The following is a 13,274-nucleotide window of genomic DNA, read 5'->3' as shown; positions in this document are numbered from 1 at the left end:
TGGCGGACGACACCGAGGCGATCGGACGGCTTCGTCTGGGCGGACGAGCTTCCCGCGGGTTGGGAGCTCGTCGACCCGATGACGGTCGCCATCGAGATCGTGTTCGACGACGACCCGTGCATCCCCGTGGTCCCGGTCGCGCCGGCGGTCACGCCGTCGGTCTGCCCGCCGGGAAGCAGCACGGTCACGCGTCCGACGCTGACGCTGCCGACGACCACCGGCATCACCTACACGGTGGACCCGGCTGGCCCGTACTCGGGCGGTCAGACGGTGACCGTCACGGCCGCGCTGCAGGAGGGCTACGCCTGGGGCGAGCTCCCCGCAGGCTGGGTGACGGCCTCGCCGACGGCGACGTTCGTGGTCACGCTGGGCCCGGACGCCGAGTGCCCGAAGGCGCCCGTGAAGATCCCCCCGAAGTCGCCGCCGCTCGCGGTGACCGGACCGGGGGCGATCGTCACCTACGCGGGTCTCGCGGGGCTCGCGCTGCTGGTGGGAGCCGGGCTGATGTGGGTGTCGTGCGTTCAGCGGGGACAAAGTCATCTTTGGCCGTTTCGTAAGTGAACTTCACCCGCGTGACGGCGTGTGCAACCGCTCTCAGGGCGCTCTCACTGGGGGCAGGCGGAAGTGCCTCGTGCACCTCTGCAACTGCGGGGGCATCAGGGGGCCGCGCGCCTGCGTGGAGAGCCACGCGCGGGGCCGCGACCGATCGTGTGACGGAGGGCAAAGATGCGACACGCTCGGAGCAGTTCTGTACCACCGGCGGTGTACCGCCGGAGATCTCGCCAGGAGAGACATGCCGGGCGCAGGGTGCTCGGCGGTGCCGTCGCGGCGGTGCTGGCCACCGCGGGCGGCCTCGGAGGCGCGGGGGCCGCGATCGCCGACGACGCGGCCGCCGCGGGCGACGACGCCGTCGCCGCACAGAGCGTGACGGAGGAGCAGACGACGGCGGTCGTCGACGAGACCGCGGACGCGGCCGTCGAGGAGCCGGCGACGGAGGAGGCGCCCGCGGAGGAGGCTCCTGCGGACGCACCTGCGGAGGAGCCGGAGGAGGAGGCTCCTGCGGAGGAGCCGGCCGCCGAGGAGCCGGCCGCGGAGAAGGCCGTCGCACCGGCCGCCAAGGCGGGCGCGAAGAAGCCCAAGGCCGTCGAGGAGGAGGCCGCCGCCGCGGACGAGCCGATCGTCATCATGGCCGACACCGAGGGTCCTGGTCCCGACCGGAACGACCTCTCGGTGATGTTCCGCGCCGCTCACCCGGACACCTACACGACCGAGAACCCGGGCACGGCCGACACGTCGAACGTCCAGACGCAGCTCACCGCGCAGACGCAGAACCGTTTCTTCGAGTGTGGCGACACGATCGTCTACTACCAGATCATCGAGGTCGGCGGTGACGCGACGGGTGAGTCGGTCCTGGAGGTCACGACCGACTTCGACACGCGCTTCGGCGGCAACGACCAGGTCGGCATCACCGAGGTGACGGCCTTCCTCGCCTTCGAGGACTCGGGCTACGTCAGTGACGGCGAGGAGACGATCACCGGCACATCCGTCTCGGGCACCTGGTCCGACGGGCAGATCGAGCTCACGAGCACGGTGACCGACGTCGAGGCCGGCGAGACGATCGTCATCGAGTACCACGCCACGCTGAACTGCGGCAACCCGCCCGGCACCATCACGGGCAACCTGCACGTGGGCAGCGGCGGCATGGTCATCATCCAGAACGCCGGCGAGGGCCCTGCGGCCAGCGTCCCGGGTGCCGGCACGCAGACCGTCCCGCTCTTCGCCAACGCCGTCCGCGTGACGGTCGTGCCGACCAACCCGACGGTCACCCAGGGCGTGTGCCCTGAGGACGGCGGACCCCTGGTCGCCCCCACCCTCACGGTTCCGGACGACACGGCCTCGATCGACTACAGCGTCGACCCTCCCGGTCCCTATGCGCCGGGTGACACGGTGACCGTGACGGCAGACCTCACGAGCGGCAACGTCACGTGGCCCGACCCGCTCCCGGCGGGCTGGGTGTCCGTCGACGACGACACCATCTCGTTCACGGTGACGTTCGACGAGGTCCCGTGCGTCCCGGCGGTTCCCGTCGTCACCCAGGGTGAGTGCCCGGAGGACGGTGCGGTCGTCGCGCCGACGCTGATGGTGCCGGACGACACGGCGACGATCGACTACAGCGTCGACGTCCCGGGCCCGTACGTCGGCGGTCAGACGGTCGTCGTCACGGCCGAGCTGCTCGTCGAGGGCACCGTCTGGCCCGACCCGCTGCCCGCGGGCTGGATGCTGGAGGACGACGGCACCATCACGTTCACGGTGACGTTCGACGAGCTTCCGTGCGTCCCGGCGGTCCCGACCGTCACCCAGGGCGAGTGCCCCGAGGGTGGCGAGCCGGTGCTGCCGACGCTCACGGTGCCGGACGACACCGCGGCGATCGACTACAGCGTCGACCTCGAGGCCCCGTACGCCCCGGGCGAGACCGTCGTCGTGACGGCCGAGCTGCTCGTCCAGGGCACGGTCTGGCCCGAGGAGCTGCCGGTGGGCTGGGAGCTGCAGGAGGACGGCACCATCGCGTTCACGGTGACGTTCGACGAGGTTCCCTGCGTCCCGGTGGCGCCCGTCGTGATCCAGCCGACGTGCCCCGAGGGCGTGCCGACCGAGCCGATGCTAGAGCTCCCCGCGGACACGGACGCGATCTTCTACTTCGTGATCTCGGAGGACGAGGACTCGTTCGGCTTCGGTGAGACGGTCGTCGTGGTCGCGATGCTCGAGCCCGGCTACGTCTGGGCCGAGGAGCTCCCGGAGGGCTGGGAGATCGTCGACGACATGACGGCGGCCTTCGAGGTGACGTTCGCCGAGGCTCCGTGCATCGTGGCCCCGGTGGCGCCGACGGTCACGCCGTCGGTCTGCCCGCCCGGCAGCGCTTCGCCGACGGCGCCGACCCTCACCCTGGCCACCACGACCGGCGTCACCTACACGGTGAGCCCCGCCGGCCCGTACTCGGGCGGTCAGACGGTCACGGTCACGGCCGTGCTCGAGGAGGGCTACGCCTGGCAGATGCCGCTCCCGGCCGGCTGGACGCTGAACTCGCCCGCCACTTTCACGGTGACCTTCCCCGCGCACGCGGTCTGCCCGAAGGCTCCCGTGAAGACCCCGCCGAAGCAGCCTGAGCTGCCGAGGACGGGTGCGGACGGCATCGGCACCTACGTCGGGCTCGCGGGCCTGGCCCTGCTCGCCGGCGCCGGTCTGCTGTGGGCGTCGCGACGTCGAGGCACTCTGGGCTGACGCGCCGCACGACCGATCCGTCCCGCCACGGTCCGCCGTGGCGGGACGGATCGCGTCCGGGGGGCGCACCGCTAGGATCGCGGGCATGGCCAAGTCCTCCGCCTCCGATCTCGTCCTGCGTCCGTTCGAGGGTCTGCCTGGTGAGGCGGACTGGGTCGCGATGCGCGAGATCGTGCCGTCGGCGACGGCGCCCGCCCGCACGACGGCGGAGCACGGGTCGCGCGACGTCGTCGTCACCACCGTGCTGCCCGGCGGCTGGTGCGCGCTGCACCGCGAGGACGGCACCGTCCTGCTGGCGCTCCAGGGCGTGCTCAGCTCAAACGACCTGAGCCGCTCCCTCGCGGCCGCGCTGCTCGCCGCGATCGCGGCCGAGCCGGGCACCGGCATCCTGCCCGAGCACCTCGACACCGCGGACGCCCCGCGCCTGCAGGACGTGCTCGACACGTCGGTGCCGTTCGAGGTCACGGTCCACGAGGGGTACGAGTACTGGCTCGACTCGTCGGCCGAGATGACGGACGAGATCCGTGCGTCGCTCGACCAGGCCGCCGAGTCGACCGTCCCCACGGTCAAGCTCGAGTCGGTCCCGTCGGCGTACTGGTGCCGCATGTCGCGCGAGTTCCTGCGCTGGGCCCGGCCGGAGGACGAGGACCGGGTGGTCGACGCGATCGCCCGCCTGCACGCGGCCCGCGAGTCCGGCCTCGCCGAGGGCAAGTTCCTGGGCATGTTCCGCGCCTGCGGCCTCGTGGTCCCGGTGTGGGAGCTCCCGCGCGGGACGGAGGCGGCCGACATCGAGGAGCCCGTCCGGGAGCTGGGCCGCCGTCTCGACGCGGCGCTCGCCGAGACCGCCCCGCTCGACGCGAACCAGCGGCGTGCGCGAGCGGGTATCGTCTCTCGTCAGGTCACGCTGCGCTGAGACGCCCGCCGACGGCGACGGGCCCCGGTCACGAGATCTTCACCCGTTCGGTCCCTCGGAAGTCCGGTTCTACGCAAAGTCCCGGCCTCGGACGGAGTAGAGTTCTGGGGGAAATCTTTGCACTACCGATCCCCGGTGATGTCCACCGGTGGATCTCCGTCGACCTATCGGGCAGGGAGTCGTGAACACGGACCACGGGGCAGCCGGCGCGAGGGCGGACACCGCGTCCGCCGGAGCCACGAGCGCGGACACCGAGGCGCCCTTGACCCGACGCGCCGGCACCATGCCGGTCGCCAAGACGCCGCGGCCGACGTCGGGCCGCGGGAGCCGGAACCTCCAGCGCGTCGCCGTCGTGATCCCCGCGAAGGACGAGTCGGAGCGCATCGCCGCGACGGTGCGCTCGGCGCGCGCGATCCCGCACGTCGACCTCGTGCTCGTGGTCGACGACGGCTCCGAGGACGACACGCAGCACGTGGCGCGCGACGCCGGCGCGGTCGTCGTCCGGCACTCCCACAACCGCGGCAAGGCGGCGGCGATGGAGACCGGCGCCGCCGTCGTGGCGATGCGCGACGCCGACGGGCGGCCGCCGCGGCTGCTGCTCTTCCTCGACGGCGACCTCGGCGACACCGCGGTCAACACCGCGCCCCTGGTCGCGCCCGTCCGGGAGGGCGTGGCCGACATGTCGATCGCGCTGCTGCCGCCCCAGAAGGGCGCGGGCGGCCGGGGCATCGTCGTCGGGACGGCCCGTCGCGCGATCCAGCACCTCACGGGCTGGAGCCCGAGCCAGCCGCTGTCCGGCATGCGCTGCCTGACGCGCGAGGCGTTCGAGGCGGCGACGCCGCTCGCCCACGGGTGGGGCGTCGAGACGGGCATGACGATCGACCTGCTGCGCCAGGGCTACGTCGCCGTCGAGGTCCCCTGCGACCTGCGGCACCGCCCCTCGTCGAACGACCTCAAGGGCCAGCTCCACCGGGCGGCCCAGTACCGGGACGTCGTCCTCGCGGTCAACGCCCGCCGCCTGCGCGGCACCGTCGACGCCGTGCGCGGCATCGGCAAGCCGCGCGGCCCCGTGCACCGCTGACGCGTGCTCGTGCACCGCTGACGCGGCGCGCCCGGGCAGCTACCGCTGCCCGACGGCGGCCCGCGCGTCGTCCGTGCGCAGCACGAGCAGCCCGACGAGCGGTACCGCGGCGAACAGCATGATCGTCACCACGCGGATGCCGTAGTCGTTGACGAGCGCGCCGCCCACGCCCGCGACGAGCAGGGCCACCAGGACGGGCCGCAGCATCGGCCACGCCTCCTCGGCGCGCACGAGCCACGCCGCCCGCAGGCGACGCCCGCCCCACAGCGCGAGCACGACGCCCACGAGCACCGCCAGCGCGAGCCACGCCGGGAACCCGCCGCCGAGCGAGCGCAGCGCGTAGCCGGCCTTGCGCACGACGGTCTCGACCGCCGTGCCGTCGAGCACCGACTGGACGAACGCGCCCAGGTGCGTGCGCTCGGCGGCCGGCCGCATCCAGTCGAGCACCCCGATGAGCGCCACGAGCAGGACGCCGGCACCGCCCGCGAGGAACAGCCGCCGCCAGGTGAGGCGGGCGCCCAGCACGCCGAGCACGAGCACGACGAACACGGGCAGCAGGACGAGGCCGCCGCCGACGTCGACGCCGAACGTCGGCCACACCGTGACCACGAGGGTCACGAGCCCGATGACGCCGGCGACCACCGCACCGGCGACGCGGTTCCAGCGCCGTGCCACGAACGTCGCGACGCCCGCCGCGCAGAACACGGCCGCGACCGCGTACACGGAGTAGGTGGGGTTGCCGAAGCCGTAGTACCGGCCGCCGAGCGTCGGCGACGAGCCGAGCGGGCTGCCGCGGTGCATCGGGGTGCCGAGCACCGCGTCGAGCGTGAGCACGGCGAACGTGAGCGTCGCGACGAGGGTCGGCCCCGCCCATGCCGGCCGCCGTGGCGCGAGCGCACCCACGAGCGCGACGACCGCGGTGCTCGCGAGCAGCGACGTCCACAGCCCGGCGGACGGCGACTCGAGCCGCCACCAGCCCCACGCCGACATGAGGAACGCCGCCGCGGGCACCGACGCGCAGGCGAGCAGCACGCCGTCGAGCACGCGCGACGTCGCGCGCACGGCCCGCGCGCGGCCGGCGCGGCGCCAGCGGGGCAGGAGCAGGACGACGGGCACGAGCGCGAGCAGCGACACGTACGTGGGGACGGTCGTCACGGTGCCCGTCGTCACGCGCAGCGAGTGGTCGCGGTGCGTGATGCCCGCGAGCTCGGAGACCGTGTCGGTGGTGTCGGACGGCCGCTCGTGCGCGAGCGTCAGGGGCGAGCCGCTGACGTCGACGGGCCGGGGGAGGCCGAACGCCTCGACGAGCGTCGTGGGCACGTCGAGCAGGCGCACGACGCCGAGCCAGCGCGTCGCGGCGGACGTGAGGTAGGCGGGCGCGTCGCCCGCGTCGGCGTCGGCGAGCCCGATGCCGAGCGAGGGACGTGCGGGCGACGGGTTGCCGACGTCGAGCACGAGCACGGTCGCGTCGTCGGGCACGGCCGCGAGCACGCGGCGCACGGTCGCGTCGACGGCCCGGACGGCGGCCGCGCGCGCGTCGCCGTCGACGGTCGGGTTGCCGGTCGTGGCGTCGTCGGGCACGGGCCGCGACGTCGTCCCGACGCCGGTCGGGTGGAACGCGGCGGCCCCGGCGTCGACGACGGTGAGCGGGCAGCCGAACGCGTCCTGCGGGTCGGCGAGCGCGGCGTCGAGGTCGAAGTACCGGTCGACCGTCCCGTCGCGCCCGGCGAGGGCGAGCCCGGCCCCGGGCCCGACGGCGGTCGCGCACACGCCGGCGTCGGCCAGCGCGGCGCCGAGCACGCCGAGCCGGGGGCGGAACTCCGAGCGCGACTGCAGCGCGACCAGGCCGTCCCAGCCCTCGACGACGGCGCCTGCGCCGGCACCGCCGGCCTCGACGGACCACGGCTGGCAGGTCCACGTGCCGTCGACGGTCTGGCCGGTGACGGGGCTGCGGCCCGAGGAGAGCCCGAGCCAGCCCGCGGCCGCGCAGTCGGCCGAGGGTCCGGTGACGGCGGGCGTGACGCCCGCGCCGGACGCGCCGTCGCGCAGCAGCTCCCACAGGGCGGGCGTCTGGGCGGGTGTCACGTCGTCCCAGCGCAGGCCCTGGGTGCCGACGAGCACGACGGGCGACCCTGCGTCGACGACCGGCGTGCCCGGCCCGGTGACGTCGCCCGCGCTCGCCAGGCCGCGCGCGGGCAGCGCCGTCGAGCCGAGGAGCAGGGCCACGAGCACCGCCGAGCTCACGCCGACGAGCATGCCCGCGGTGGGGGCGACGCGCGGGGACCGGTCGTCCTCCGGTGCCGCTGCGGCGGCCGGGGTGGTGCTCGGCGACGCGGCGCGCGCACCGGTGGCCGCGGCCGAGCGTTCGGCGTGCTCGAGCGGCCCGCTGAGCAGCATCGGGGCGGCGACGAGCGTGACGAACAGCGTGACGGCGATGCCGGAGTCGTTGAGCACCGTGCCCACGGCCGCCGTCGTGACGAGCGCGAGGACGAGCCGGCGCAGCAGTGGGTACTCGGCGTACGCGGCGGCGACGCCGTCGAGCCGCCACCGCTCGGGGTCGAGCAGCGCCCAGGTGAGCGCGACCGCGCCGACCAGCAGGAGGGCGCCCCCGGGGTTGGCGACGGTCGCCCACGCGCCGGCCGCCTTGCCGGCGACGACGCCGAGCGCGTGGCCGTCGAGCACCGACTGGACGAACCCGCCGAGGTGCGTCTTGGGGCCCGTCGCCCAGTCCGTGACGGCGACGACGAGCACGACGCCGACGGTCGCCGCGCCGATCGCGACCAGCCGGCCCCAGGTGACGCGCACGCCGGCGACCCCGAGCACGAGCACCGCGAAGCCCGGCACGAGCGCGAAGATGCCGCCCAGGTCGGCGCCGAACGGCGGCAGGCCGTCGACGAGCACGGTCACGACGCCGAGCGCCCCGGCGACCACGGTCGCCGCCCGGGCCCGGCCGCGCCGGAGCAGCATCGCGGCGGTCCCCGCGGCGAGCACGAGCCCGGCGACCGCGTAGACCGCGAAGACCGTGTTGCTGAAGCCGTAGAACCGGGCCCCGAGCGACGGGGCGGGCCCGAGCAGCGACCCCTGCTGCAGCGTCGTCCCCGTGAGGCCGTCGACCGTGAGGACGACCCAGGTGATGCCGGCGAGCGTCGTGGGCAGCCGCCACGGCGAGGCGGCCAGCAGCCGCGACAGCCACCACGCCACGAGCGCGACGGCGACCGTCGCGGACGTGACGGCGAGCGCGAGCGTCGTCACCGGCGTAGCCCACACCCACCACCGGCTCAGGGTCGCGAGCGTCGCCGCGACCGGGAGCGAGGACGCGACCGTGAGCACGGCGAGCGCGAGGCGGCGGCGGTGGCGGTGCGCCGAGCGCGCGACCGCACCGGGCTCGCGGGCCGACGCGCGGCGCCGGGACAGGACCAGCCCGCCCACGACGAGCACGTCCGCGAGCGCGAGCGTGCCCACGAGCACGGGCGTCATCTGCGGCACCGTCTCGGTGAGCACGCCGAGGTACCGGCGGTTCTCGACCGTGCGCGCGACGCTGAGGCGCCGGGCGTCGCCGCGCTCGAGCGCCGAGCCGGTGAAGGGTGCGGTGGCCGTCGAGCCGTCCTCGAGCTCGCCCGACGTCGCGAGCGCGTCGGCGACGGTCGCACTGACGTCGGCGAGGACGACGACGCCGGGCCAGCGCGACGACGTCGACGTGAGCCACGTCGGGTCGCCGCCGGGCGCGGTCCAGTCGACGACCACCTGGAGGTCGGAGGGGCCGAGCGGCGTGTCCGAGACGCCCGCGGCGACGAGGCGGCCCCCGCCCGGCACGAGGCCTGCGAGCGTCCCGACCTGCGTGTCGAGGACCTCGAGCGCCTCGGTGCGCTCGGCCGCGGCGTCGGGGAGGGCGCCCAGGTCGACGACGGTCACGGGGCAGGCCGTGACGTCGGCGGCGGTCAGGTCGGCGGGGTCGGACAGGTAGCGGTCGACCGAGCCGTCCGCGCCGGCGAGGGCGACGGCGGCGCCGGGGCCGACCGCCGTCGCGCACACGCCGGCCTCGCGGGCCAGCTCGCCGAGGGCGCCGGGCACCGCGGTGGGCGGGGACAGCGGGTCGCGGGCGACCAGCCCGTCCCAGCCGGGCACGGTCGCGGCCTCCAGCTCGCCGGTGGCCGCCGGCGCCGGCAGGTCGGGGCACCCGAGCGTCGGCTCGGTGGTCGGGTCCTCGGGGTCGGGCTCGGCCGGGGCGTCACGGTCGTCCGCGTCGGCCAGGACGCGACTGCCGGCCGAGAGCGTGAGCCAGGCATCGACGGGGCACGTCGGCGTGAGGGTGCGCACCGAGACGGAGGCGACGGAGCCGCCCGCGACGAGCCGCCACAGGTTCGGCGTGCGCGCGGGGTCGACGTCGGACCACTGCAGGCCCGCGGCGCCCACCAGGACGAGCGGCGTCTGGGTCGGTGCCTGCGCGGCCACGTGCGTCGCCGCCGCGCCGCCGGACGCCCCTGCCGCGTCGCCGGCCGTCGCCGCGCCGGGGAGGGCCGCGGCCGCCCACGCGGGCGCGGTCCCGCCCACCAGGGTCGCGAACGTGGCCAGCGCGAGGACGAGCAGGCGGACCGGCGAGTTCACCCCGCCAGCCTAAGCGGCGACGTCAGGCGCTCAGGTCCACGCCCGGTGCGCGCACGACGAGCGAGCGCTCCTCGACCCACATCTCGAGCTCGGTCGCGCGGCCGAGCGGGTCGCCGTCGACCTGCGCCTGCTCGCCGCCCGCGACGTGAACGTGCACGCGCTTGGCCCGCGCGTGGTCGATGCGGCCGAACTTGCCCGGCAGGTCGTTGCGCAGCCCGGCGCCCTGGATCACGACCTCGCCGAGGAGCTGCGCCCAGCCGGCGAGGCCGCCGCGCGTGTCGACGGCGGCGACGTCGAGCTCGCCGTCGTCGATGATCGCGTCGGGCAGCAGCGTGATGCCGCCGGGCAGGAGGCCGCAGTTGCCGGCCATGAGGGTGCGCAGCCGGGCCTCGACCGGCGGGCGGTCGTCGAGCGTGATCCGGGCTCGCATGCGGTGGGCGTGCAGATGCCGCACGCCGGAGACGAAGTACGCGATCCAGCCGATCTTGGCCTTGAGGCGGTCGTCGGTGTCGGCGACCATCGCGGCGTCGAAGCCGAGGCCCGCGATGACGAGGAAGATGTGCTTCGCGAGCTCGACCTCGGGTTCGCCCGCGGCGTCGTGCGGGGGCGGCGGGAGGCCGGGCTGGCTGTCGGGGCGCTCCTCGGGCCGGTCGGCGTACTCGAGCACGCGCGCCCACCCGACGTCGATCTTACGGTTCTGGCCGCCGAGCACGACCGCCAGGGCCTCGCGCACCGACGTCAGCGGGATGTCGAGGTTGCGCGCGAGCAGGTTCCCCGTGCCCGCCGGGATGAGGCCCATGGGCCGGCCCGTGCCGACCATGGCCTCGGCCACCGCACGCACGGTCCCGTCGCCGCCCGCCGCCACGACGACGTCGGCGCCCCAGTCGATCGCCTCGCGCGCCTGGCCCGTGCCCGGGTCCTCGACCGTCGTCTCGAAGAACTTCGGCTCCGGGAGCGCGGCCTCGGAGCAGACGCGCCGGACCGCGGCCCGCAGCTCGTCGGCGCCCTCCTTGGACGGGTTGATGACGACGGCGAGCCGTGGACGGTGCACCGTCGCGGGCCGCGCGGCCTCGCGCGCGGCGGGTGCGACGGCCCCGGGGGCCGTGGCCGGGGGCTCCGGCGGCCGGCGGCGCTCGGTGCGCCAGACGAGCAGGACGACGCCGAGCGCGGCGAGCGCGACGACCAGCGCGACGATCCCCAGCACGAGCTCGATGGGCATGGTCGCAACCTACGGTGCCCACGGACGGCTTGCAGGCCGAAGGTTAGGCTTGCGCGCGTGATCGATCTCCGTCTCCTGCGCGACAACCCCGACGTCGTCCGCGCGAGCCAGCAGGCTCGCGGGGAGGATCCCGCCCTCGTCGACGCGGCGCTCGACGCCGACGCGCGGCGCCGCTCCTCGCTGGCGGAGTTCGAGCGGCTGCGTGCCGAGCAGAAGGCGCTCGGCAAGCAGGTCGCGAAGGCGTCCGGCGACGAGAAGGCCGCGCTGCTCGCGCGCACCAAGCACCTGGCGGAGGAGGTCAAGGCCCGCCAGGGCGAGGCCAACGCCGCGGAGGCCGAGCTCGACGAGCTGCTCTACCGCATCCCCAACGTCGTCGAGGGCGCCCCGCCCGGGGGCGAGGACGACTTCGTCGTGCTCAAGGAGGTCGGCGCGCCGCGCGACTTCGCGGCGGAGGGCTTCACGCCGCTCGACCACCTCGAGCTCGGCGAGCGCCTCGGCGCGATCGACACCGCGCGCGGCGCCAAGGTCTCGGGCTCGCGCTTCTACTTCCTCACGGGCGTCGGCGCGCGCCTCGAGCTCGCGATCCTCAACGCGGCGATGGACCTCGCGGTGTCGGAGGGCTTCACGCCGATGATCACGCCGACGCTCGTCACCCCGGACACCATGCGCGGCACGGGCTTCCTCGGCGCGCACGCCGACGAGGTGTACCGCATCGAGCGCGACGACCTCTACCTCGTGGGGACGTCCGAGGTGGCGCTCGCGGGCTACCACGGCGACGAGATCGTCGACCTGTCGGCCGGGCCGAAGCGGTACGCCGGCTGGAGCGCGTGCTACCGCCGCGAGGCGGGCTCGCACGGCAAGGACGTGCGCGGCATCATCCGCGTGCACCAGTTCCACAAGGTCGAGATGTTCAGCTACTGCTCGGTCGAGGACGCCGCCGCCGAGCACGAGCGCCTGCTCGCCTGGGAGGAGGCGATGCTCGCGGCGGTCGACCTGCCGTACCGGGTCATCGACACCGCGGCAGGCGACCTCGGCACGAGCGCGGCCCGGAAGTTCGACTGCGAGGCGTGGCTCCCGACGCAGCAGCGCTACCTCGAGCTGACCTCGACGTCGAACTGCACCACGTTCCAGGCCCGCCGCATGAACGTGCGCGAGCGCACCGAGGACGGCACGCGGACCGTCGCGACGCTCAACGGCACGCTCGGCACGACCCGCTGGATCGTCGCGATCCTCGAGAACCACCAGCAGCCCGACGGCTCGGTGCGGGTCCCTGAGGGCCTGCGTCCCTACCTCGGCGGGCTCGAGGTCCTCGAGCCGGTGCGCTGAGGCCGGCGCAGCCATGACCGCCTCGGAAGACCGTCTCCTCGTCGCGCTCGACATCGACGGGACGCTGCTGCACTACGACGGCACGCTGACCGACGAGGTGCGCCGCGCGGTCGCCGAGGTGCGCGACGCCGGTCACGAGGTCGTCCTGGCCTCGGGCCGCTCGCTCATCGCCATGACGCCGGTCGCGGCCGAGCTCGGCATCGGCACCGGGCTCATGGTCGCCTCCAACGGGTCGGTGACCGTCCGCCTCGACCCCGACGAGCCCCAGGGGTGGACGCTCGAGGACGTCGTCACGTTCGACCCGGCGCCCGCGCTGCGTCTTCTGCGCGAGGAGCTGCCGGACGCGCGGTACGCCGTCGAGGACCTCGGCGTCGGCTTCCGCATGAACGCGCTGTTCCCCGAGGGCGAGCTCGACGGGCAGCACCGCGTCGTCGACTTCGAGGACCTGTGGTCCGAGGAGGTCACGCGCGTCGTCGTGCGCAGCCCGGAGTCGACGAGCGAGCAGTTCCACGAGCTCGTCGAGCGCCTCGGGCTCGACGACGTCACCTACGCCGTCGGGTGGACCGCCTGGATGGACCTCGCCCCGCTCGGCGTGAGCAAGGCGACCGCGCTCGAGCAGGTGCGCCGCCGCGTGCACGTGCAGCCGCACCGCACCGTGGCGCTCGGCGACGGGCGCAACGACGTCGAGATGCTGCGCTGGGCCGCGCGCGGCGTCGCCATGGGCCACGCCGACCCGGTGGTCAAGGAGGCCGCCGACGAGGTCACCGGCACCATCGAGGACGACGGCGCCGCGCAGTTCCTGCGCACCCTCCTCGCGACGTAGCGCGTCCCTCGCCGAGGTAGCGCACTTC

Annotated in this window: 8 protein-coding genes; 6 read left to right on the top strand and 2 right to left on the bottom strand. The window is 75.0% G+C overall.

What is annotated here, in order from left to right:
* The first annotated feature begins 78 nt into the window (after positions 1 to 78).
* From ISOVA_RS14410 to ISOVA_RS14395, 4 genes are all read left to right on the top strand, one after another.
* Positions 79 to 561, top strand: a complete 483-nt coding sequence (locus tag ISOVA_RS14410; protein WP_013839930.1) for a hypothetical protein — start codon at positions 79 to 81, stop codon at positions 559 to 561.
* 270 nt (positions 562 to 831) lie between these two features.
* Positions 832 to 3,279, top strand: coding sequence for an LPXTG cell wall anchor domain-containing protein (locus ISOVA_RS15735; RefSeq protein ID WP_143762144.1), 2,448 nt, complete (start codon positions 832 to 834; stop codon positions 3,277 to 3,279).
* Between the two features lie 85 nt (positions 3,280 to 3,364).
* Entirely contained in the window at positions 3,365 to 4,192 is an 828-nt protein-coding gene (locus ISOVA_RS14400; RefSeq protein WP_013839928.1) for a DUF5926 family protein, read from the top strand.
* A gap of 283 nt (positions 4,193 to 4,475) precedes the next feature.
* Positions 4,476 to 5,273, top strand: a complete 798-nt coding sequence (locus ISOVA_RS14395) for a glycosyltransferase family 2 protein (RefSeq protein WP_049788489.1) — start codon at positions 4,476 to 4,478, stop codon at positions 5,271 to 5,273.
* 39 nt (positions 5,274 to 5,312) lie between these two features.
* On the opposite strand, the gene ISOVA_RS14390 is transcribed toward ISOVA_RS14395, so the two are convergent.
* A complete protein-coding gene (locus ISOVA_RS14390; RefSeq protein ID WP_013839926.1) occupies positions 5,313 to 9,878 on the bottom strand; it encodes a hypothetical protein in 4,566 nt (1,521 codons plus the stop codon).
* 22 nt (positions 9,879 to 9,900) lie between these two features.
* Positions 9,901 to 11,097, bottom strand: coding sequence for a diacylglycerol/lipid kinase family protein (locus ISOVA_RS14385; RefSeq protein ID WP_013839925.1), 1,197 nt, complete (start codon positions 11,095 to 11,097; stop codon positions 9,901 to 9,903).
* A gap of 57 nt (positions 11,098 to 11,154) precedes the next feature.
* Here ISOVA_RS14385 and serS point away from each other — a divergent pair, with 57 nt between their 5' ends.
* Entirely contained in the window at positions 11,155 to 12,423 is a 1,269-nt protein-coding gene (serS, locus tag ISOVA_RS14380) for a serine--tRNA ligase (RefSeq protein ID WP_013839924.1), read from the top strand.
* 13 nt (positions 12,424 to 12,436) lie between these two features.
* On the top strand, positions 12,437 to 13,246 hold the full coding sequence (locus ISOVA_RS14375) for an HAD family hydrolase (RefSeq protein ID WP_013839923.1): 810 nt from the start codon (positions 12,437 to 12,439) through the stop codon (positions 13,244 to 13,246).
* Positions 13,247 to 13,274: the final 28 nt, after the last annotated feature.

Origin of the sequence: Isoptericola variabilis 225, assembly GCF_000215105.1 — a bacterium.
In the GTDB taxonomy this organism is placed as follows: Bacteria; Actinomycetota; Actinomycetes; order Actinomycetales; family Cellulomonadaceae; genus Isoptericola; species Isoptericola variabilis_A.
This window is presented reverse-complemented; position numbering and strand designations above follow the sequence as displayed.

Bases quoted from the DNA above. Each gene is read 5' to 3' on its own strand.
- ISOVA_RS14375 (WP_013839923.1), top strand. From the start codon at position 12,437: ATGACCGCCTCGGAAGACCGTCTCCTCGTCGCGCTCGACATCGACGGG.
- ISOVA_RS14385 (WP_013839925.1), bottom strand. From the start codon at position 11,097: ATGCCCATCGAGCTCGTGCTGGGGATCGTCGCGCTGGTCGTCGCGCTC.
- ISOVA_RS14400 (WP_013839928.1), top strand. From the start codon at position 3,365: ATGGCCAAGTCCTCCGCCTCCGATCTCGTCCTGCGTCCGTTCGAGGGT.
- ISOVA_RS14410 (WP_013839930.1), top strand. From the start codon at position 79: ATGACGGTCGCCATCGAGATCGTGTTCGACGACGACCCGTGCATCCCC.
- ISOVA_RS14395 (WP_049788489.1), top strand. From the start codon at position 4,476: ATGCCGGTCGCCAAGACGCCGCGGCCGACGTCGGGCCGCGGGAGCCGG.